Below are 20845 nucleotides of genomic sequence, written 5' to 3'. Positions count from 1 at the left end.
GGATTGTGATGTCTCAAGTGGCAGCAGCGGCAACCCAAGACAACTTTCTGCGCGAAGGGTGGTACGTGGTGGCCCAAGCGGCGGACGTTGGACGCGCGCCGAAGCCGATCACGGTTTGCGGGGAACTGGTCGTGCTGTACCGGGCCGAGGACGGGCAGGTGGTCGCGTTGCAGGACCGTTGTCCGCATCGGCTCGTGCCTCTGTCAATGGGTCGGTTGATTGGTGATCGGATCCAGTGCGCCTACCATGGCGTCACCTTCGACCGCACCGGCCGCTGCGTCCACATCCCGGGCGACCCCCGCGGCGAGGAGCGGCTGCCGCGGCAGTACGACGTGCCGACATACGCCGTGCGCGAGGAGTACGGCTTCATCTGGCTGTGGCCCGGCTCCGGCGAGCAGGCGCCCACGGCGCCGCTGCCGCCGTTCACCGAGTACCTGGACCAGCCCGGCTGGACCTGTTTCCGGGGTTATCAGTACACCAAGGCCGATGCTTCGCTGATCATCGACAACCTGCTGGACCTGTCGCACGAGGCGACATTGCACCCACAGACTATCGGCAATGCGGCGGTGGGCGAGACCCCAGCCAAGACGACGATCGGCGAGCGGCGCATCGAGGTGGAACGCTTGATGGCCGACTGCCCGCCGCCGGCCATGTTCAGGGAGGCTGCCGGCTTCACCGGCAACATCGACCGCTATCAGCGGGTCGTCTTCACGCCGCCGAGCAGCTTCTGCATCGTGGTGCGGGCGACGCCAGTGGCCGGCACCACGGGCGCTTCGCTCGCATGGTACGTGCACCACCTGCTGACCCCGGAGAAGGACGGCGCGACTCACTACTTCTTTGCCCTGACGCGCAACTTCTCCATCGACGAGCCGAAGGTTACCGAGGTGCTGCGGCAGGGCGCCCACCGTACGCTTGCAGAGGACCACGTCATCCTGGAGGCGCAGCAGGTGTCGCTAGGCAGCGTTGCGTTCGAGAGCCGGCGCATCCACACCGCCTTCGACGGCGCGCCGAATGCCGGCCGAAAGATGATCGAGGCACTGCGGCGACTGGAGCGAGATAACGGTCAACGCGATCAAATGTCCGCATAATGCTGGCTGGACTCGCTGGACTCGCTGGAGTCCGCCTTCCGCGTCCTTCGTATGCAAGACAAGTTGCTCGCTTTGTATTGAGATTCCTCTAGGCAATCGACAGACAGCTTCAATCAAGGAGACATTCGATGGACTATTTGAAGCGCCGTCACCTCTTGCTGGCATCCGGCGCCGCCTTGCTGCCACCGTTGATGGCTGGCTGCGGCGGCGCAAATGCACAAGAGACACTGCCATTTCCCGACGTCGCGGACACGAAATACGCCTCGGCCGAGCTGGTTACCTTCATGAACAGCTACTTCGCCGCGAAGACCAGGCGAGACGTCAGCACGACGATGTCGTTTTTCTCGCCCGATCTGGTGACCTACATTGACGCGACCCTCGGCTGGGATGTCGCCGGCTTCTCGGCGCTTCAGGGGCTGTTCGCTCAGTACATGGCGCAATGGCCCAGCACAGCGAAGTCGTACCCCACCCGCATCGTCGGCGACATGACGGGCGCGATGATTGCCTTCACTGACACTCCTGAATTGTTCGGTGGGGAGTTGCGGCTGCAGGGCATCGTCGACTTTAAGGACGGCAGAATCGTCCGCTGGGTTGATTACTGGGACAGCCGCGGCTGGGAAAACAACTTCGGCTTGCCGAAGACGCAGTTGCTCAACCTGCGCGAGTCCCAGGTCCCCGCCCGTGCCAGCTACCGATTCAAGACGACGGGCCAGCAACTTGCTCAGACCCTGGGCATCGGCAACGCTGCCGCGGCCGTCGCCTTGTTTTCCGAAGACGCAATCTACGAAGACACGGCGCTTCGCCTGCGCCTGCAGGGTGCGCGTCAGATCAAGCGCTATTTTGATCGCGCCATCACCCAGTTGCCTCACGGGACTGGATCGACGCTGCGGCACCTTGCCGGCAACGACGCCGGCGGCGCCGTCGAGTGGGTCTCGGCCCCCGGGGCGCCGACCCGCTCCGGCATGTCGGCGCTGGTGCTGGACAGCGACGCAAAAATCATCCGCTGCAGCGTGATGTATGACGGTGGCTGGTACTCATCGCCTCAGCTCCTTGCCCTCGGCGCCTTGTCCTTTGACAACTAAGGACTTTCTGCTAAATCTGCCGACAACAGTAACCTGGCCGGCCCGCAACGCTCGCGGAGCGGGCCGGTAGTTCCTGCACCGTCTGCATCCTGCTGGCTGCAGACAGTTTTTCTTCGCATTGCAAGAAGTGGCTGTGCCGGTTCGAATCGACATGGATTCCCACTTACGAGTCGCCCTCAAAGTCAGTGCAGTGGCTGCCTCGGATACCGGAAAGGGGCCGAGTCACCTAGAAGGGAATCGACGTTACGGTGTTGGCCCTGCACATTCCGGCCACGTCTACTGACCTCCAGTGCAGCCCTGCCATCTCGTTGGTGCAAACCCCGGTGAAAAAGCGCGACTCGACCATGTTGCGCACCTGAGCTTCCGGGCATGGCAGCGATGGGCCAGGCCCTTGTCGGGCCGGCATCCCTCACGCAACTCGGTTGGGCCGGCATGGCCGGCAGTCATCACCACTTGATAGGGTGGCGTGCGGCGGGTGGTTTGCCTTGTCGATCCACGCTACCCCTTTCTTGCCGTCAAGGTCAGCTCGCTCGCGGGCGAGCGCTTTCGGCCTAAGGCCGTCTTCAAACCCTTACGGCTTCGCTGCGCCGTGGTACTCCGGTCTCGCGCAATCCCGCCCGACACCGACCGGAGTGCGTCATGTCGCATTTAATCTCTTCATCTGTGCAGCCTGCTGGCAGCAATAGCCTGCACGTTCGCGAGGCCGATGAACAGTGCCGGTCTGCTAGTGCCGACGAGGTGCTGCAGCATGCTCGCCGGGTGCTGGCGCACAGGGTTCGACGCGGCGCGACGACGAACTCGCCTCAGGCGGTCAAGGATACCTAAGACTGGAGAATGGGATGCTTGGGGGACGAGGTCTTTCGCGTGCTCTTCCTGGATGCACAGCACACGGTGATCCAACTCAAGCCGATGTCCCGCGGCACGGTGTCGCAGACCTCGGTCTGCGCGCGCGAGGTCGTCAAGGAGTCGCTGCGTTTGAACGCCGCGGCGGTGATCCTGGCCCACAGCTACCCGTCCGGGACGGCCGAGCCCAGCAGGGCCGATGAGCTCCTCACGCAGACGCTCAAGACCACGCTGGCGCTCGTCGACGAGCGGGTGCTGGATCACTTCGTCGTCACGGCCTCAGAGGTCGTCTCGTTCGCTGAACGTTGCCTGAACCGCCCCGGCTTCCGCGGAGGCCCGTTGGTTTAAGTCAGACGGTTGCGGCCTGACCGGCGCGTTGCCGATGCTAGTTGGCCTCGAACTTGGCCGGCGGCAGATGGCCCAGCGGCTCCATCAGTCGGTGGTGGTTGAACCAAGCGACCCATTCCAGCGTCGCCAGTTCCGATGGACAGGTACTGCGAGCCGCGATCCGAGTGGTGTACGAGCCCGTCCTCTTCGGTCGGCTTGCGGTCGTACAGGGCCTGCTCCAGCGCATCGAGCACGAACTCGGTGTGCATCGAACTGCTCTGGCGCCAGCCCACGATGCGCCGGCTGAAGACGTCCACCACGAACGCCACGTAGACCCAGCCCTGTCAGGTCGACACATAGGTGAAGTCCGAGACCCAGAGCTGGTTGGGCCGCTCGGCGCGGAATTGCCGGTTGACCCGATCCAGCGGGCATGCCGCCTTGGGGTCAGAGACCGTGGTGCGCACCGCCTTGCCGCGGCGCACGCCCTGCAGTCCTTCTTGGCGCATCAGCCGTTCGACAGTGCAGCGCGCCACCGCCACGCCTTCGCGGTTGAGCTGACGCCAGACCTTGTCGGCGCCATAGACCTGCATGTTGGCCTGCCAGACGCGCCGGACCTGGGGCATCAGGCACGCGTCGCGCTGCGCGCGAGGCGAGCACAGCGCCGGGTTGCGCCGGCCAGCCGCATGGCGCCAGTACGCCGACGGGGCGATCTGCACGACGCGACAGATCGACTCGACCCCGAACCGCTGGCGATGCCGGTCGACGAAAGCCTTCAGGACTTGATGCGGCGGTCGAGCTCCGCCTGGGCGAAAAACGCGCTGGCCAGCTTCAGGATCTCGTTGGCCTTGCGCGGCTCGCGCACCTCGCGTTCAAGGTCCTTCACGCGCTGGCCTCGCTCGTCGTCACGCCCTCGCGCACACCGGAATCAACCTCCGCGCGCCTGACCCATTCGTTCAGCGTCTGCGGCACGCAGCCGATCTTCGGCGCAATTGACTCGATGGCTGACCACAGCGATGGGTACTCCCCTCGGTGCTCCTGCACCATCCTCACCGCGCGCTCACGCATCTCGGGCGAAAACTTGTTCGACTTGCTCATGGCTCAATCCTCTCAGAGTGTTGAGCCTCCTCGAAATCCGGGGCGGTTCATCTCGCTGGTACGAACCCCCGTGAAAAAGCGCCACTCGATCAAATTTCGCTCCTGGCCTTCGGGCATGGCAGCGATGATTGCTTCTGCCTCCTCCCGTGTGAACGGATCGGGTGGGTCACGCTGCCATGCCGCCGACGGCACTCCGTCAACCGGATTGACGGTCAACAGTCGGTCGACGACAGCCAGCGCGCAAGCTAGACGCAGCACGCTGACGTAGTTGTTGACCGTCTTACCGGACATGTCGGGACGAGCGGCCAGGGCTGCCAGCACCTCACTGTGCTTCAGCGCCCGCAGAACGCGTGCACCTACCTGGACGCCGACCGATGGCGAGCGCATCGACCTCGAAGAGTAGGACCTCGAGGCACGGCGCAAGGCCATCAAGGAAGCGCGCCAGGTCTGGCGCGGCGACGATAAGGCGCACGCCGAGGTCATCGTCACCGTGGGTCGTGATGGGTCCGTCTAGATCATCCGCGGCCTGGTGCGCCCGGAGGATCGGCAAGCGACGAAGGCCGAGGCGCGAAGCCGGACCTCCCGGAAGCAGGGAGACGAGTCGGGCGCACTTGAAGCGGGAATGGCCGAGCCCGCCGAGGCACGCGCGCCGTTCAGCGAAACGCTGCTGCGCCGGCTTGCCGCGCATCGCACCGCGGCGCTGCAGGCCGTGCTGGCGAAGGACGCCCGTGCGCCGCTGGTGGCCTTGACGCACGCCCTGGCGCTGCAGGTGTTCGAGCGCCTCGGCCTGGACGCTCGGTCGGCGTTGCAGGTCACGGCTCGGCCGCCGCGGCATGAACTGCTGCGCGCCGCGGACGACCTGCTGGCCGGACGGGCATGGACCAGCCTGGAGGCGCGTCGCGCGGAGTGGCTCGGGCGCCTGCCGCAGGCTGAGAGCGAATGGCTGAATTGGCTTGCCGCCCTCCCTCAGCCGGAGTTGCTCGACCTGCTCGGCCTGTGCGCTGCGAGCCTGGCGCTCGTGCCGACCGGACAGGCGAGTGCGGCCAGTGCGCTCGGGCGCCTCGCCGGTCTCGACATGCGGCAATGGTGGGAGCCGACGCCGGAGGCCTTCCTGAACCACGTGTCGAAGGCGCAGATCGCGCAGGCGCTGCGGGAGGGCGGTGCCGGGTCGGAGGCGTCGGCGGCTGGCATGAAGAAGGGCGAGCTGGCCACCTTGGCGGCGACGAAGCTCACCGGCAAGGGTGGTTGCCGGAGCCGCTGAAGGCCGCCGCCTGCACGTAGCAGCTGAACGAGGGCGGGCGAGTTTCAGCGCCTGCCCGCTGAGGAGAAGGGCGATGTGGGTGATCTTTGCGCGGGCGCCATCGCCCGACGCCCAGGTCTGGCCGGGACGGCGGGTTCTCGCGTTCGTCGACGCTGTCGCCTGGCCCGCGGCGTGGGCGGCGTGGCTCCTTGGTCTGTCGATACCGCTCGGACTGGTGGGCCAGTGCGCGTTGGCGTGGTGCGGCGTCGTAGCGGTACGGCGTGCAGCACGCGCGGTGGTCGAGAACCACCGCTACCACTTCACCACCTGGCGATGGGGACGCTGGCTCGCGCTCGTGGTTCTCTTCGCCTACGGGTTGAAGCTGGTGGCGTCGCTCAGTGTGTGACGGCCGGGCGCGACTCGCTCCACTCGTCGAGATCCGACTGGCGCCACGCCACCGCGCGAGGTCCCAGGCGGACCGGGCTCGGAAACTTCCGCGCCACCACCATACGATAGATCGTCGAGCGGCCGAGGCCCGTGAGCCGCATCACGGTGGGCATACGCACGAGAAGCGGCGTCACAGCGTCCGAGTTGCGTGGCGATCGGGCGGACGGGTTGCGTTGCACGGTCGGTCTCCAATGAGAGGCATGCCGCCAACTCTAGGACCCCAGCAGCGGCAATCGCACGCCGGATTCGGCCCGAAATCCTGCAGACGCGGCCGTCTTCGTCTTCTAGCCGTCCACGGGCGCGCGCTCGCGCGCGGCCCGCTTTGCCGCAGGGCGCGATGGCTTCGAAGGCACGACGGGCACCAGGCCCCGTTCCACCTTCGCCAAGAGAGACGCCCACGCCGCCAGTGCGGCAGCTCGCTCGGAGAAGTAGTCGTGCCGGTCGTAGATGCCTTCGATATTGCCCAGCTTGTGGTTCAGCGACCGCTCGGCGACGAAGCGATCTACCCCGAGCCCTGCGAGGTGCGTCCGTGCTGTGCGTCGCATGTCGTGCACGGTGAAGTGTTCGATGTCGAGCAGCTTTAGGCGCCGCAGTGCGACGTTCAAGGTGTCAGGCCCCACATGGGCGTACCGATTCTTGCGCGCCTCGCCCATGCGCGACCGGACCAGACGGCGGGCCGGAAAGACGTAGGGCTTACCGAAGGAGAACACTCTGGCTTCCTCCAGCCAGGCGATGACGGGCTTCGCCAGCGGGATGCGGATCGACGAGCGGGTCTTCGTGTTCTCGCGTGCAAGGGTCCATACACCTGCATCGAGATCGAAAGCGTCCCATCTCGCGGACAGCAACTCCATCTTGCGAACGCAGAGCGCAAGCAGGAGCCATACCGCCAGCTCGTTCTCACGCCCGAAGTTGGGCGTAGTCCGCATGGATTGGGCGAGTTGCTGAAGCTCTTCGATGGTTAGCCAGCGGTCGCGCGAGGCCTCGTCGCCGCCTGCGTCTACGAGGTCGAAGTCGGCCGCTGGGTTGCGCTCAATCCAGTGATTGCGCACAGCCATCCGGAACATGCGACTCATGTAGCGCAAAGCGTCGTTGGCGACCGTCGGAGCACCACCGGCGACGATGCGTGTGAGCACACGGTCCACGTGAGCCGGCTGCACGTCGGGCGGGGCGACGGCCCCGATCACCGGATTGATGTGCTTGCGCAGCACGCGCGCGACGACCTCCGGATGCTTGTAGCGAGGCTGGATGTACCGCGCGAACCAAGCTTGACCGAGCCGCTCCACGGTGGGTACTTCGAGCACCAGTGCCTTCTCGGCCTGCTTGGCCGCCGCAACGTCGATGCCGCGTTCGATCCGCGCCCGGTCCTGCCTGGTTTGCTCCCGAGCATCTTTCAGCGACAACTCGGGGTAGCGGCCGAGGACCTTCTCCTTGGCCCGACCGTTCATGCGGTAGCGAAGGATCCACGAAGCCTTCCCGGCCTGTGCCGCGGCGACGCTCGCGACGAATGTCAGTCCTTCGCCGACGCCGCGATCGACGGCGCCGGCAGCAAGCCAGGCCTTGAGCTCGCGATCAGTGAGGGGTCGTTGCTGTCTGTTCATGTCCCAAAGGCTCCTGTGAGGCTGCGGGGGTTTTTGTCGGGAAGACGGGCGATGAGCGCCGCGAACCCGAAAAACCCCACAGTAAACCCCACAGGTTGCGCGCGCTTCGCTGCGACGCCCTGGGACGGCCCGGGACAAAATATCCTTATACGACAGCAGGTTAGCGTGATATCGGGGATCCCTTGGGACCCCCTGAAACCTCACTCCAAGTTCTGCACCTGCTCGCGCATTTGCTCGATGGCGACCTTCATCTCCACCGAGAGGCCGGTGAGCTCCAGCGCGGCGGACTTCGAGCCCAGGGTGTTGGCCTCGCGCTGCAGCTCCTGGATCAGGAAGTCGAGCCGCTTGCCCACCTCGCCGCCGGCCTTGAGCAGGCGCTCGATCTCGTCCAGGTGCGAGCCCAGGCGGGCGAGCTCCTCGGCGACGTCGATGCGCAGGGCGTAGGTGGCGGCTTCGCCGAGGGCGCGTTCCTGCAGCGCCTGCGGGGAGACGCTGCCGCCGGCGCCGGCGGCGCTGAGCGCCTCCTGCCAGCGTTCGAGGAAGCGCTGCTGCTGGCGCTGCACCACCTGCGGCACCAGCGGCCGGGCCTGGTCGGCCAGCTCGCGCAGTCGGACCACGCGTTCCATCAGCACGGCGACCAGCCGCTCGCCTTCGCGCCGGCGGGCGTCCTTGAGGCCGTCGATGCAGCGGCGGGCGGCCTTCAGGGCCGCGTCGTCCAGCCGCTGCGTCGGCGTCGCCTGGCGGCACCACTGCAGCGCCTCGTGGACCGACAGCGGCGCGGCCTTGGGCAGCCAGCCCTGCACGGTGCCTTCCAGCCGGGTGAGCTGGTGCAGCAGGTCGGGCGTGGGCTGCGGGCCCAGCGGGCCGTCCTCGCGGTGGCCGGCCAGGCGCAGCTCGATCTTGCCGCGGCGGAAGGACTGGTTGAGCAGCTCGCGCAGCGCCGGCTCGATGCCGCGCAGTTCGTCGGGCAGCCGGAACACCAGGTCGAGGAAGCGGCTGTTGACCGAGCGCAGTTCCACCGTCACGCCGCCCTTGGCGGCGGCCACCGGTTCGCTGTCGTCGCCGGTGGCGGGCCGAGGAGTCCCGGCCGTGGCGTCGGCGTTGGCATAACCGGTCATGCTGTAGACTGCCATCAGCCTTTGCGCTCCGAGGTCAAAGCCGCATTATGTCCAAGCCAAAGCCCGCGCCGTTGCCGGCAGGGACCGTGGTCGGCGGCTACCGCATCGTCAAGAAGCTGGCCGCCGGCGGCTTCGGGCTGGTCTACCTGGCCGAGGACGAGCACCAGCACCTGGTCGCGGTCAAGGAGTACCTGCCCTCCTCGCTGGCCGAACGCTCGCCGGGCGAACTCACCCCGCGCATCAAGCCCGAGAAGCAGCCGCTGTACCGCCTCGGCCTGAAGAGCTTCTTCGAGGAAGGCCGGTCGCTGGCGCAGATCAGCCACCCCAGCGTGGTGTCGGTGCTCAACTTCTTCCGCGAGAACGAGACCGTTTACATGGTGATGAACTACCTGCAGGGCGACACCCTGCAGGACTTCATCGTCACCGCGCGCGACCTGAAGCGCGACAAGGTGTTCCGCGAGTCCACCATCCGCAGCCTGTTCGACGAGATCCTGCGCGGCCTGCGCATCGTGCACCAGCACAAGATGCTGCACCTGGACATCAAGCCGGCCAACATCTTCGTCACCAACGACAACAAGGCGGTGCTGCTGGACTTCGGCGCGGCGCGCGAGGTGCTGAGCAAGGAGGGCAACTTCATCCGCCCGATGTACACCCCCGGCTTCGCCGCGCCCGAGATGTACCGCCGCGACGGCACGCTCGGGCCCTGGACCGACATCTACGCCATCGGCGCCTGCATCTACGCCTGCATGCAGGGCTTCCCGCCCAACGACGCGCCGCAGCGCATCGAGAAGGACCGGCTGGCGCTGTCGCTCTCGCGGCTGCGCAACATCTACTCGGACAATCTGATCGAGGTGACGGAGTGGTGCATGTCGCTCGATCCCCTGAGCCGGCCGCAGAGCGTCTTCGCGCTTCAGAAGGAACTGTCGCGCGAGACCGAGCGTCGTTACACCAAGCTCAGCTTCAGCGAGCGTCTGAAGCTGCAGCTGGAGAACCTGAAGACCGGCGCCAAGGCATGAAGCGTTCGTGCGGGTCGGTGGCGGCGGGGGTCGGGCGGCCATGAGGTTCTCGGTCTACCAGGTCAGCCGCAAGGGCGGCCGCGAGAAGAACGAGGACCGCATGGGCTACTGCTACACGCGGGACGCCGGCCTCTTCGCCCTCGCCGACGGCATGGGCGGCCACCCGCAGGGCGAGGTGGCGGCCCAGCTGGCGCTGCAGTGCATCGCGGCGATGTTCCAGCGCGACGCCCGGCCCAAGCTGAAGGACCCGCTGCGCTTCCTCAACGAGGGCGTGCTGGCGGCGCACCACCAGCTGCTGCGCTACGCCACCGACAAATCGCTGATCGACACCCCGCGCACCACCCTCGTGGCCTGCGTGCTGCAGGGCAACGCGGCCTACTGGGCGCACTGCGGCGACTCGCGCCTGTACCTGGTGCGCGGCGGCAAGCTGGTGGCGCGCACCCGCGACCATTCCTACAGCGAGCTGCAGCAGGCCCTGTCGCAGGTCGTGCCGATGGGCGAGCGCTTCAACCGCAACGTGCTCTTCACCTGCCTGGGCAGCCCGGGCAAGCCGGTGGTGGACACCGCCGGCCCGCTGGTGATGCAGTCGGGCGACCGGCTGCTGCTGTGCTCCGACGGGCTGTGGGGCACGGTGTCCGACCACGAGATCGCCGACCAGCTCTCGCGGCTGGACGTGGCCGAGGCGGTGCCCGAGCTGGTCGAGCAGGCGCTGCGCCGGGGCGGCGCCAAGGGCGACAACGTCACCGTGCTGGCGGTGGAGTGGGAGCGCGCCGAGGACGCGGCGGAGTCGCAGCCCGACGACGTGCACACCGAGGCCCTCGGCGACGAGGTCTTCGCCTCCACCATCCAGGCCAGCATGCGCGGGCAGGACGGGGACCAGGAACTGGACGAGGCGGAGATCGACCGGTCGATCCGCGAGATCAACGAGGCTATTCGCAGGTCGTCGCAGAAGAAGGGCTGAACGCCCTTCTTCTGCGCCTCTGCGAATCGCTTCGCGTTGAACGTTTCGCTCCCCCGAGCCCCCTCCAAGCGGGGGCTCCAGTCAGATGGACGAGGCCCGCTTGCGGTACGCGGGACAATCGAGCGTCGTTCACCTCTTGCATCCCATGACCATTTCCCGATCCTTTGGCCGGGCGGCCGACGCGCTGCGTCCTGTTTCGCTGACCCGTGGCTTCACCAAGCACGCCGAAGGCTCGGTGCTGGTCGCCTTCGGCGAGACGCGGGTGCTGTGCACCGCCTCGGTGGAGGAGCGGGTGCCGCCGCACAAGCGGGGGTCGGGGGAGGGTTGGGTGACCGCGGAGTACGGCATGCTGCCGCGCGCCACCCACACCCGCGGCGACCGCGAGGCCGCCCGCGGCAAGCAGAGCGGGCGCACGCAGGAGATCCAGCGGCTCATCGGCCGTTCGCTGCGGGCGGTGGTGGACCTGAAGGCACTGGGCGAGCGCACGGTGCACCTCGACTGCGACGTGCTGCAGGCCGACGGCGGCACCCGCACCGCGGCCATCACCGGCGCCTTCGTCGCGCTGCACGACGCGGTGGGCTGGCTGCTCGGCCGACAGCTGATCGCCACCTCGCCGCTGCGCGACCACGTCGCCGCGGTGTCGGTGGGGCTGGTCGACGACGTGCCGCTGCTGGACCTGGACTACACCGAGGACTCGGGCTGCGACACCGACCTGAACGTGGTCATGACCGGTGCCGGCGGCTTCGTCGAGATCCAGGGCACCGCCGAAGGCGCGCCGTTCTCGCGCGCGCAGGTCGATGCGCTGCTGTCGCTGGCGGGCCAGGGCATCGCCCAGCTGGTGCAGGCGCAGAAGCAGGCGCTGGCCACGGCATGAGCCGGCCGACATGACCCGCCTCGTCCTCGCATCCAACAACGCCAAGAAGCTGGCCGAGCTGCAGGCGCTGTTCGGTCCGTTGAAGCTCGAGTTGGTGACCCAGGGGGGCGCTCGGCATTCCCGAGGCCGAGGAGCCGCACGGCACCTTCGTCGAGAACGCGCTGGCCAAGGCACGCCATGCGGCGGCGGCCTGCGGCGGCGCGGCCATCGCCGACGATTCCGGCCTGTGCGTCGACGCGCTGGGCGGCATGCCGGGCGTGCAGTCGGCGCGCTACGCCACCCTGTTCGGCGGGCCCCGCGACGACGAGGCCAACAACCACCGCCTGCTGCAGCAGCTGCAGGGCGTGGCCGACCGGCGGGCGCGTTTCGTCTGCGCGCTGGTGGCGCTGCGGGCCGCCGACGACCCCGAGCCGCTGATCGCCTTCGGCCGCTGGCCCGGCGAGGTGCTGACCGAGCGCCGCGGCGTCGGCGGCTTCGGCTACGACCCGCTGCTGTTCATCCCGTCGCTGGGCGCCTCGGTGGCCGAGCTGGGCGCCGAGCGCAAGAACCGGGTGAGCCACCGCGCCATCGCCTCGCAGCAGATGCTGGCGCTGATGCGCGAGGTCTGGGGCCTGGGATGAACGATCCGCGGCAGACGGCCGCCGCGGCGGCGGTGCGCTTCCTGCGCCCGGGCGGCGTGCGGCTGGACGCCCTGCCGCCGCTGTCGCTGTACCTGCACCTGCCGTGGTGCCTGCGCAAGTGCCCGTACTGCGACTTCAATTCACACCAGCTGCAAGGCGAGGGCGTGCCCGAGGCCCGCTACCTCGACGCGCTGGTGGCCGACCTCGAATCCGCGCTGCCGCTGGTGTGGGGCCGCACGGTGTCGACGGTGTTCATCGGCGGCGGCACGCCCAGCCTGTTCTCGCCGGCGGCCATCGACCGCCTGCTGGCCGACGTGCGGGCGCGGATGAAGCTGGAGCCCAACGCCGAGGTCACGCTCGAAGCCAACCCCGGCACCTTCGAGCGCGAGCGCTTCCGCGGCTACCGGCAGGCGGGCGTCACCCGGCTGTCGATCGGCGTGCAGAGCTTCGACGACGCCAAGCTGGCGGTGCTCGGCCGCGTCCACGACGCCGAGCAGGCCAAGGCGGCGGTGGACGAGGCGGCCAGCGCCTTCGACACCTGGAACCTCGACCTGATGTACGCCCTGCCGGGGCAGGGGCTGGCCGACCTGGCGACGGAGCTGGACACGGCGCTCGCGTTCCGGCCGCCCCACCTGTCGGTCTACCACCTGACGCTGGAGCCGAACACCGTCTTCGCCAGCCGGCCGCCGGCCGACCTGCCCGACGACGACACCGCCAGCGAGATGCTCGACCTCATCGTCGAACGCACCGCCGCCGCGGGGCTGCAGCGCTACGAGGTGTCGGCCTTCGCGCGCGACGGCCACCGCTGCGCGCACAACCTCAACTACTGGCGCTTCGGCGACTACCTCGGCATCGGCGCCGGTGCGCACGGCAAGCTCAGCTTTCCCGAGCGCATCGTGCGCCAGGTGCGCTGGCGCGAGCCGGCGACGTACATGGACAAGGCGCTGGCCGGGCAGGCGGTGTCCAACGAGCACGAGATCGGCGCGGCGGACCTGCCGTTCGAGTTCATGCTCAATGCGCTGCGGCTGAAGGACGGGGTGGACCTGTCGCTCTTCGCCGAGCGCACCGGCCTGCCGGTGACCGCCCTGCAGCGCGGGCTGGCCGAGGGCGAGCGGCGCGGCCTGTTGGAACGCGACCTGCAGCGCATCCGGCCGACGGCGCGGGGGTTCGACTTCCTCAGCGACCTGCAGGCGCTGTTCCTGCCCGGCTAGACCCGGTTGGTCGAGACCCCGGCCGTGCTGCGCAGGTGGTCGATCAGCCGCGGGCCGATCTGCTTGAGCGGCAGCACCTCGTGCGCCGCGCCGTGGGCGATGGCCTCGCGCGGCATGCCGAAGACCACGCAGCTGGCCTCGTCCTGCGCGATGTTGAAGCTGCCGGCGTCGCGCATCTCGCGCATGGCGCGCGCGCCGTCGGCGCCCATGCCGGTGAGCATCACGCCCAGCGCGTTGGGGCCGACCACGCGGGCCGCCGAGCCGAACAGCACCTCCACCGACGGCCGGTGGCGGTTCACCGGCTCGCCGTCGCGCACGCGGGCGATGTAGTTGGCACCGGAGCGCTCCACGCTGAGGTGCAGGCCGCCGGGCGCGATGTAGGCATGGCCCGGCAGCAGGCGCTCGCCGTCGCGCGCCTCGGCCACGCGGATGCGGCACAGGCCGTCCAGCCGCTTGGCGTAGCTGGTGGTGAAGCCGGGCGGCATGTGTTGGGTGATGGCCACCGCCGGCGCGTCGGGCGGCAGGCTCATCAGCACTTCCTTCGTCGCCTCGGTGCCGCCGGTGGAGGCGCCGATGAAGATGATCTTTTCGGTGGACAGCCGGCCGATCGCGGCCACCGGTCGGGCGCTCTCGCCCGGGCCGCCCGGGGCGGCCGGCTGCGGCTCCTGGCGCGGCGCGCCGGCGCCGCCGGCCAGCGGGGTGGCGGCGCGGTGCACGGTGGCGCGCGCGGCGACGCGGATCTTGTCGGTGATGTCCGCGGCCAGCTGGCGCATGCCGTCGGCGACGCCGATCTTGGGCTTGGCGACGAAGTCCACCGCCCCCAGTTCCAGCGCCTTCAGCGTGACCTCGGCGCCGCGTTCGGTCAGCGTGGAGACCATGACCACCGGCATCGGCCGCAGCCGCATCAGCCGGGCCAGGAAGTCCAGGCCGTCCATCTTGGGCATCTCGACGTCCAGCGTGATCACGTCGGGGTCGACGTTGCGGATCAGCTCGCGCGCGGCGTAGGGGTCGCTGGCCACGCCAACGCAGGTCATGTCGGTCTGGCGGTTGATGATCTCGGACAGCAGGCTGCGCACCAGCGCCGAATCGTCGACCACGACAACGCGAGTTTTTGTCATGCCAGTCATCAAAACAGGTCGACGGAGCCGCCGCCGGTGGCCTGCGGCACCGCCTTCTGCACGGCGGCGCGGTCCTGGGCCACCAGGGCTTCGGGATGGGCGGCGGCCAGGCGCTTGACCATGGCCTTGCCGGAGGCGGGCAGGAAGCACACCTTGCGCGGGTAGATGTCGAGCACGTCCTTCGAGACGACGGGGATGTGCTCGGTCTTGAGGTAGTCCATCACGAACGCCGTGTTGCGTTCGCCGACGTTGATCGTGCTCATGCCGCTGATGACGGCGCCGCCGCCGAACACCTTGGCCTCCAGCGTCTGCCGGGTGGCGCCGCGCTTGAGCAACTCGTTGATCAGCAGTTCCATGGCGTAGGAGCCGTAGCGGCCCGAATCGCCGCTGCCCTCGGGCAGCATGAAGTGGTTCATGCCGCCCACCTTGGCATGGCGGTCCCACAGGCAGGCGGCGATGCAGGAGCCCAGCGTGGTCATCACCAGGATGTCCTCGCTGTCGACGAAGTACTCGCCGGGCAGCACCTTCACCGCGTCGTTGCGGAAGTGGGCGTCGTAGTAGAAGAACGAGGCCTCGCCGGGCTTGCGCGGCGCGCTGCGCAACCGGTCGAGCCGCGGGCTGCCGCCCATGGTGGGCAGGCGCGGCGGGCTGCCGGTCGTGGGGGCGGAAGAGGCGAGCATGGGCTGATGTCGGCTGCTGGAGGCGGGCGCTTGAGTCGGGAATTGCCGAGTGCGACGGCGCTCACAGCCGCTCGTAGATGGTCTTGCCGCGCAGGCGGAAGAGCGCCCTGGCGTCGGTGAAGTTCTCGGAGTGGCCGACGTAGAGCAGCCCGCCGGGCTTCATCGCCGCGTGCATGCGCTCCAGCACCCGGCGCTGGGTGGGGGCGTCGAAGTAGATCATCACGTTGCGGCAGAACACCACGTCGAAGGGTTCGCCCAGCGACGACCAGTCGGCGCCGATGAGGTTGAACGGCCGGAACTCGATGCGCCGCGCCAGCTCGGGCCGCACGCGCACCTGGCCGGCGTGGGCGCCCTTGCCGCGCAGGAAGTGACGGCGCAGCCGCTCGGCCGACAGGCCGCGCACCTCGGCGGCGTAGACCCCGCGCTCGGCGGTGGCCAGCACCTTGGTGTCGATGTCGCTGGCGACGATGCGCGCGCCGCTGTCGGCGCCCAGCGTCTCGGCCACCGTCATGGCGATGGAGTAGGGCTCCTCGCCGGTGGAGGCGGCGCTGCACCAGATGCGCGGCGCGCCCTGGCCGCGTGCGGCCAGCGCCTTCAGGTCGTCGACCAGCGAATGGAAGTGGTGCTCCTCGCGGAAGAAGGCGGTGAGGTTGGTGGTCAGGCAGTTGACGAACTCCTGCCACTCGGCCTCGCCGCCGGCCCCGGCGGCGCCTTCCAGACCGCGCAGGTAGTCGGCGAAGGAGCGGTGCCCCGTTTCGCGCAGGCGGCGCGACAGGCGGCTGTAGACCATGGCCTGCTTGCCGGCGTGCAGGCTGATGCCGGCGCGCTGGTGGATGAGTTGGCGCACGCGCTCGAAGTCGGCCGCCGAGAAGGCGAACTCGGCGTCCTGCCGGTCGGCATGGGTGGCGCTGGCGGTGGTGGCGGGCGGGGTGGCCAGGAGCGTCATCGTCTGGGGCGCGGGTGCGGTGCTGTGGGTGGGGCGCCGCGGTGGCGGTCGTCCTTCGTGTTGTCGGCCGGCGGCGGCGCGACTGAAGCGGTGCGCCGGAAGACCAGGGCTGCCCCGGTTTTGCCCCGCTGTTCGGGCCGCGGCGGCCGCGGGCCGGCGGCTAGACTGGTCGCGACCCACCGTCCTTGCCCCGTGCACGACCGCTTGCCCGTGACGCCCGCCAGCCCCGCCGCGCCGACCGCCACCGCCGACCTGCGGCTGGACGCGGCGCTGCTGTTGCTGGAGCAGTCGGGCCATGCGCTGCCGGCCGGCGAGCCGGGCAGCGCGCGCTGGCTGCAGGGGCTGGTCGACGCGCTGTGCGACCTGTCCAGCCGCGACGCGCTGACCGGGCTGGTCAACCGGCGCAGCTTCCTGGTCGCCCTCAACCGCGAACTCGACCGCGTGGCCCGCGCCGGCGAGCCGGCGCTGCTGCTGACGGTGGACGTCGACCACTTCAAGGCGGTCAACGACACCCATGGCCACGCCGCCGGCGACGAGGTGCTGCGGGCGGTGGCCCGGGCGCTGCAGGACAGCGTGCGGCCGATGGACACGGTGGCCCGGATCGGCGGCGAGGAGTTCGCCATCATCCTGCCCAACTGCCCGCCGGCCTTCGGCGAGACGGTGGCCGAGCGCATCCGCCGCCGCATCGCCCGCCAGGCGGTGCCCCAGCCCAACAAGGCGCCGCTGGCCGTGACCGCCAGCCTGGGGGGCGCCTATGCGCCGCCCTGGGTGCGCTCCACCGCCAGCCTGTGGACCGAACGCGCCGACCTGCAGCTCTACCGCGCGAAGGCGCAGGGCCGCAACCGCGTCTGCATCGAGCCCACCGCCGTCTCCCAGGTCAGCGCCGAGGAGAAGGGCCTGCTGTTCGGCACCTCGCAGTTTCAGGACCTCGAGCCATGACCTCCCGATCCGCCCCCCTGGCCGCCGAACCGACGCCGGCGGCGCCGCCCGCCGGCGTGGCCGCGGGCGCCGCGCGCCGCGGCCGCATCGCCGCCATCACCAGCGGCAAGGGCGGCGTGGGCAAGACCTTCACCGCCGCCAACCTGGCGGCGGCGCTGGCCCGCCAGGGCGAGCGCGTGCTGGTGCTGGACGCCGACCTCGGCCTGGCCAACCTGGACGTGGTGCTCAACCTCTTCCCCAAGATCACGCTGCACGACGTCTTCACCGGCAAGCACAGCCTGGACGAGGCCATCCTGCCGGCGCCGGGTGGCTTCTCGGTGCTGCTGGCGGGCTCGGGCATGGTGGAGTATTCGCGGCTGACGGCCGAGGTGCGCCAGCAGCTGCTGCAGGTGATCGAGCAGGTGACGCCGCGCTTCGACCGGGTGCTGCTGGACACCGGCGCCGGCATCTCCGACGTGGTGCTGTTCACCGTGTCGCTGGCCGACGAGGTGATCGTGGTCGCCACGCCGGAGCCGACCTCGCTGACCGACGCCTACGCCACCATCAAGGTGCTGGCCAACACCCAGCAGCGGCAGGACCTGAACCTCATCGTCAACCAGGTGTCGCGACCGGGCGAGGGCCGCGTCATCCGCGGCCAGCTGCAGCAGGTGGTGGACCGCTACGTCAGCCCGCCGCTGGGGCTGCCGGTGCGGCTGCACTTCCTCGGCGAGGTGCCGGTCGACCCGGCGGTGCGCGAAGCGGTGCAGCGGCGTCAGCTGCTGCTGCAGTGCTTTCCCGGCTCGCCGGCGGCGCAGGCCGTGGCGGCGGTGGCGCAGAAGGTGATCGACCGGTGAGTGCAGCGTCGGACGACGCGCCTGCCGCGACCGCCTTCGACGCGCTCGGCGGCGAAGCCGTGGTGCGCCGGCTGGTCGACCGCTTCTACGACCTGATGGACCTCGAGCCCGGCTACGCCGACCTGCGCGCGCTGCACCCGACGAGCCTGGACGGCTCGCGCGACAAGCTGTTCTGGTTCCTCTGCGGCTGGCTGGGCGGCCCCAGCCACTACACCGAGCGCTTCGGCCACCCCCGGCTGCGCGCGCGGCACCTGCCCTACGCCATCGGCATCCGCGAGCGCGACCAGTGGCTGGCCTGCATGGCCAAGGCGCTGCGCGACGAGGGCATCGACGCCGACCTGGCGCAGCGGCTGGTCGAGGCGTTCTTCAACACCGCGGACTGGATGCGCAACAAGGGCGGTTGAGGACGGTCAGCGGCTGCAGTCCTCGAGCAGCACCACCAGCGCCCCTGCGCCGCCCTCGGCGGCACGCGCCTGGGTGAAGGCCACCACCTCCTGCTTCTGCACCAGCCAGCTGCGCACCTTGCCCTTGAGCACCGGTTCGCGGCCGGGCGAACCCAGCCCCTTGCCGTGGACCACGCGCACGCAGCGGTGGCCGCGGCGCAGGGCCTCGCGCACGAAGGCGGACAGCCGTTCTCGGGCCTCCTCGCGCCGCAGCCCGTGCAGGTCGACCTGCGACTGGATGGCCCAGTCGCCGCGACGCAGGCGTTTGAGCACCTCCGGCCCGACCTGGGGGCGCCGCCAGCTCAGGCCTTCGTCCGTCTCCAGCAGCGACTCGACGTCGAACTCGTCGGACAGGGCCTCGCGCAGCGCGGCTTCCTCGTCCAGCACCCGCTGGCGGGCCACCGGCGCCGGCCGCGGCCGGTCGAGTTCGCGCCGGCCCGGGTCCTTCAGCGGATGGACCGGCCCGACCGACGCGGCGAACAGCGCCTGCTCGCGGGCCAGCCGATCGCGTTCGCGCCGGGCCTGCTCGTCCTCGAGGCGACGCCGTTCGGCGCGTTCCGCCAGGTGACGGCGCAGCGGGCCGAGGTCGGCCAGGGTGCGCAGCGACGGGGCGGGGGTCTGCTTCTTCATGGCCGCCGGTCATGGTAGCCAAGGCGGCATGCCGGCGGTGCCGGCCGGGGCTTGCGCCCCACGCCGGCCGCGCCCTCAGGCGGCGCCGTGCTCCAGGCGGAACACGCTGACCAGCTCGACCAGCTGCGACGACTGCTGCTTCAGGCTCTCGGCGGACGCCGCGCTCTGCTCGACCAGCGCCGAGTTCTGCTGCGTCACCCGGTCGAGCTCGCTGACCGCGGTGCAGACCTGGCCGATGCCGCTGCTCTGCTCGTTGGTCGCGGCGTCGATTTCGCCGAGCAGGTCGGCCACGCGGCTCACCTGGCCGACGATGTCGTCGATCGCGCTGCCGGCCGCGCCCACCAGCTGCGAGCCGGCGTCCACCTTGGCGGCGCTGTCGCCGATCAGCGCCTTGATCTGCCGCGCCGCCTCGGCCGAGCGCTGCGCCAGGGTGCGCACCTCGCCGGCGACGACCGCGAAGCCGCGGCCCTGCTCGCCGGCGCGGGCCGCTTCCACCGCGGCGTTCAAGGCCAGGATGTTGGTCTGGAAGGCGATGCCGTCGATGACGCCGATGATCTCGGCGATCTGGCGCGAGCTGCCGCTGATCTCGCCCATGGTGCTGATCACCCGCTGCATCACCTCGCCGCCCTTGTGCGCAGCCTCCCGGGTGGCGGTGGCGAAGGCCGAGGCCTGCCGGGCGGTCTCGGCGTTCTGCTTGACGGTGGCGCTCATCTCCTCCATCGAGGCCGCGGTCTGCTGCAGGCTGGACGCTTGCTCCTCCGTGCGCTGGGACAGGTCGGCGTTGCCGCCGGCGATCTCGCGGCTGGCGGTGCCGATGGCGTCGGACGCGCTGCGCACGCGGCCCACCAGGTGCGCCAGCGCGGCCTGCATGCCGGCCAGCGAGGCCATCACGCTGCCGGACGGTGCACGGTCGGTGCCGGGCAGCGCGCTCAGGTCGCCGGCGGCGACGCGCTGCGCGGCCTCGCCGAGGGCCGACGGCTCGGCGCCGAGGGCCCGCGACAGCCAGCGGGTGATGCCCAGCGCCAGCGCCAGCGCCAGGGCCACCGCCATGCCGCTGGCCAGCAGCAGCAGGTTGCGGTTGAAGACGAAACCGGCCTCCGCCGCGTTCACCTCCGCCACGCCCTGTGCCGCGGCGGTGTCGATGTAGCGGTTGGTGGCCTGGACCAGCGCGGCCAGCAGCGGCCGGCAGTCGTTGTTCATGCGGCTGATCGCCTCCGGCTGCTGCTGCTTGAGCGCCAGGTCGACGATGTTCAGCGCCACCGGGCCGTAGCGCGCCTCGATCTGCTCGATCTGCTCGAAGGGCGCGGTCTCGCGCTGCTGCGCGGTCGGGTCCTCCGCGATCTCGCGCTTGAGTTCGGTCATCGCCCGGCCGAGCTGCTCGTGCGCGGCCACCACCGCCTTGTGCTCCGGCGCCTGCTCGCCGGCACCGCTGACGAGCACCAGGTTGCGCGCCGCGATGGCCCGTGCGTTCGCGGCGTTCAGCACCTCGTTGGCCAGCGTCATGCGGCGGCCGATCTGTTCGACGTAGCGGGCATGGTCACGGTGGCCGCGGTCCAGCGCCAACAGGCTCAGGGCGGACACGCCGAGCACGAGCGCGGCGAGGGCGCCGAAGGACAGGCCCAGGCGGCTGCGGACGGTGAGTTTGGACAGGGGCATGGCGGGTTGCGGTCGTCGAAGGAGGCCGGCGTACAACTCAACGCCGAAGGGCCGGGCCGGGCGCTGTGGGCGTACACGGT

At 69.8% G+C, this 20845-nt stretch carries 21 protein-coding genes, 2 pseudogenes and 1 other annotated feature; of the genes and pseudogenes, 13 read left to right on the top strand and 10 right to left on the bottom strand.

What is annotated here, in order from left to right; translation table 11 throughout:
- Window positions 1–8: 8 nt before the first annotated feature.
- The 3 genes from LRS07_RS19045 (at window position 9) to LRS07_RS19035 (ending at window position 3361) form a co-directional block, all read left to right on the top strand.
- The gene (locus tag LRS07_RS19045) at window positions 9–1088 is read left to right on the top strand and encodes an aromatic ring-hydroxylating dioxygenase subunit alpha (RefSeq protein WP_260499501.1); all 1080 of its coding nucleotides are present in this window, start codon (window positions 9–11) and stop codon (window positions 1086–1088) included.
- Between the two features lie 128 nt (window positions 1089–1216).
- Window positions 1217–2170 (top strand): nuclear transport factor 2 family protein, encoded by a 954-nt coding sequence (locus tag LRS07_RS19040; protein WP_260499500.1) that lies wholly within the window; start codon window positions 1217–1219, stop codon window positions 2168–2170.
- An 834-nt stretch (window positions 2171–3004) separates the two neighbouring features.
- Entirely contained in the window at window positions 3005–3361 is a 357-nt protein-coding gene (locus LRS07_RS19035; protein ID WP_260499499.1) for a JAB domain-containing protein, read from the top strand.
- Between the two features lie 37 nt (window positions 3362–3398).
- Here the strand turns inward: LRS07_RS19035 and LRS07_RS19030 are convergent.
- Both LRS07_RS19030 and LRS07_RS19025 read right to left on the bottom strand, forming a co-directional pair.
- Window positions 3399–4435: pseudogene (locus tag LRS07_RS19030) on the bottom strand (IS3 family transposase).
- Window positions 4042–4158: a sequence feature (AL1L pseudoknot), on the bottom strand. It overlaps the preceding pseudogene by 117 nt.
- Before the next feature lie 12 nt (window positions 4436–4447).
- Window positions 4448–4756 carry a site-specific integrase gene (locus LRS07_RS19025; RefSeq protein WP_260499498.1) on the bottom strand — a complete coding sequence of 103 codons (309 nt, stop codon included), beginning with the start codon at window positions 4754–4756 and terminating at the stop codon, window positions 4448–4450.
- A 301-nt stretch (window positions 4757–5057) separates the two neighbouring features.
- Between LRS07_RS19025 and LRS07_RS19020 the strand changes: the two genes are divergently transcribed.
- On the top strand, window positions 5058–5696 hold the full coding sequence (locus LRS07_RS19020) for a hypothetical protein (RefSeq protein WP_260499497.1): 639 nt from the start codon (window positions 5058–5060) through the stop codon (window positions 5694–5696).
- 73 nt (window positions 5697–5769) lie between these two features.
- Window positions 5770–6081 (top strand): hypothetical protein, encoded by a 312-nt coding sequence (locus LRS07_RS19015; protein ID WP_260499496.1) that lies wholly within the window; start codon window positions 5770–5772, stop codon window positions 6079–6081.
- Here LRS07_RS19015 and LRS07_RS19010 read toward each other — a convergent pair.
- The 3 genes from LRS07_RS19010 to LRS07_RS19000 form a co-directional block, all read right to left on the bottom strand.
- On the bottom strand, window positions 6071–6235 hold the full coding sequence (locus LRS07_RS19010; RefSeq protein WP_260502173.1) for a helix-turn-helix transcriptional regulator: 165 nt from the start codon (window positions 6233–6235) through the stop codon (window positions 6071–6073). The two genes, LRS07_RS19015 and LRS07_RS19010, sit on opposite strands and share 11 nt — an antisense overlap.
- 171 nt (window positions 6236–6406) lie before the next feature.
- Window positions 6407–7720, bottom strand: a complete 1314-nt coding sequence (locus LRS07_RS19005; protein WP_260499495.1) for a tyrosine-type recombinase/integrase — start codon at window positions 7718–7720, stop codon at window positions 6407–6409.
- A 200-nt stretch (window positions 7721–7920) separates the two neighbouring features.
- The gene (locus tag LRS07_RS19000) at window positions 7921–8853 is read right to left on the bottom strand and encodes a YicC family protein (protein WP_260499494.1); all 933 of its coding nucleotides are present in this window, start codon (window positions 8851–8853) and stop codon (window positions 7921–7923) included.
- 32 nt (window positions 8854–8885) lie between these two features.
- Here LRS07_RS19000 and LRS07_RS18995 point away from each other — a divergent pair, with 32 nt between their 5' ends.
- The 5 genes and pseudogenes from LRS07_RS18995 to hemW all read left to right on the top strand — a co-directional run bounded on the left by LRS07_RS18995 (window position 8886) and on the right by hemW (window position 13520).
- Window positions 8886–9854, top strand: a complete 969-nt coding sequence (locus LRS07_RS18995) for a serine/threonine protein kinase (protein ID WP_260499493.1) — start codon at window positions 8886–8888, stop codon at window positions 9852–9854.
- Window positions 9855–9894: 40 nt separating this feature from the next.
- On the top strand, window positions 9895–10815 hold the full coding sequence (locus LRS07_RS18990; protein WP_260499492.1) for a PP2C family protein-serine/threonine phosphatase: 921 nt from the start codon (window positions 9895–9897) through the stop codon (window positions 10813–10815).
- A 145-nt stretch (window positions 10816–10960) separates the two neighbouring features.
- Window positions 10961–11689 (top strand): ribonuclease PH, encoded by a 729-nt coding sequence (gene rph / locus LRS07_RS18985; protein WP_260499491.1) that lies wholly within the window; start codon window positions 10961–10963, stop codon window positions 11687–11689.
- A 10-nt stretch (window positions 11690–11699) separates the two neighbouring features.
- Window positions 11700–12309, top strand: a pseudogene (gene rdgB / locus LRS07_RS18980) (RdgB/HAM1 family non-canonical purine NTP pyrophosphatase).
- Window positions 12306–13520: a radical SAM family heme chaperone HemW gene (gene hemW, locus LRS07_RS18975; protein WP_260499490.1), complete on the top strand. Its 1215-nt coding sequence runs from the start codon at window positions 12306–12308 to the stop codon at window positions 13518–13520. The pseudogene rdgB and the gene hemW overlap by 4 nt, the downstream one beginning before the upstream one ends.
- Here hemW and LRS07_RS18970 read toward each other — a convergent pair.
- From LRS07_RS18970 to LRS07_RS18960, 3 genes are all read right to left on the bottom strand, one after another.
- Complete coding sequence (locus tag LRS07_RS18970) at window positions 13517–14638, bottom strand: protein-glutamate methylesterase/protein-glutamine glutaminase (protein ID WP_260499489.1); 1122 nt, start codon at window positions 14636–14638, stop codon at window positions 13517–13519. The genes hemW and LRS07_RS18970 overlap by 4 nt on opposite strands.
- An 8-nt stretch (window positions 14639–14646) precedes the next feature.
- Window positions 14647–15318: a chemoreceptor glutamine deamidase CheD gene (cheD, locus tag LRS07_RS18965; RefSeq protein ID WP_409450565.1), complete on the bottom strand. Its 672-nt coding sequence runs from the start codon at window positions 15316–15318 to the stop codon at window positions 14647–14649.
- 61 nt (window positions 15319–15379) lie between these two features.
- Entirely contained in the window at window positions 15380–16264 is an 885-nt protein-coding gene (locus LRS07_RS18960; protein ID WP_260499488.1) for a CheR family methyltransferase, read from the bottom strand.
- A gap of 204 nt (window positions 16265–16468) precedes the next feature.
- Here LRS07_RS18960 and LRS07_RS18955 point away from each other — a divergent pair, with 204 nt between their 5' ends.
- From LRS07_RS18955 to LRS07_RS18945, 3 genes are read left to right on the top strand one after another with little or no spacing between them, the layout of a single operon-like run.
- Entirely contained in the window at window positions 16469–17203 is a 735-nt protein-coding gene (locus tag LRS07_RS18955) for a GGDEF domain-containing protein (RefSeq protein WP_260502171.1), read from the top strand.
- Window positions 17200–18036: a MinD/ParA family protein gene (locus tag LRS07_RS18950; protein ID WP_260499487.1), complete on the top strand. Its 837-nt coding sequence runs from the start codon at window positions 17200–17202 to the stop codon at window positions 18034–18036. Before LRS07_RS18955 ends, LRS07_RS18950 begins: the two co-directional genes overlap by 4 nt.
- Window positions 18033–18440: a group II truncated hemoglobin gene (locus tag LRS07_RS18945; protein ID WP_260499486.1), complete on the top strand. Its 408-nt coding sequence runs from the start codon at window positions 18033–18035 to the stop codon at window positions 18438–18440. The genes LRS07_RS18950 and LRS07_RS18945 overlap by 4 nt, the downstream gene beginning before the upstream one ends.
- A gap of 6 nt (window positions 18441–18446) precedes the next feature.
- On the opposite strand, the gene LRS07_RS18940 is transcribed toward LRS07_RS18945, so the two are convergent.
- Complete coding sequence (locus tag LRS07_RS18940) at window positions 18447–19109, bottom strand: Smr/MutS family protein (RefSeq protein WP_260499485.1); 663 nt, start codon at window positions 19107–19109, stop codon at window positions 18447–18449.
- A gap of 75 nt (window positions 19110–19184) precedes the next feature.
- On the bottom strand, window positions 19185–20765 hold the full coding sequence (locus LRS07_RS18935) for a methyl-accepting chemotaxis protein (protein ID WP_260499484.1): 1581 nt from the start codon (window positions 20763–20765) through the stop codon (window positions 19185–19187).
- Between the last annotated feature and the right edge of the window lie 80 nt (window positions 20766–20845).

The organism is Aquabacterium sp. J223 (genome assembly GCF_024666615.1).
In the GTDB taxonomy this organism is placed as follows: Bacteria; Pseudomonadota; Gammaproteobacteria; order Burkholderiales; family Burkholderiaceae_C; genus J223.
Note: the sequence above shows the minus strand (reverse complement) of the source record. Positions and strands in the feature narration are given on the sequence as shown.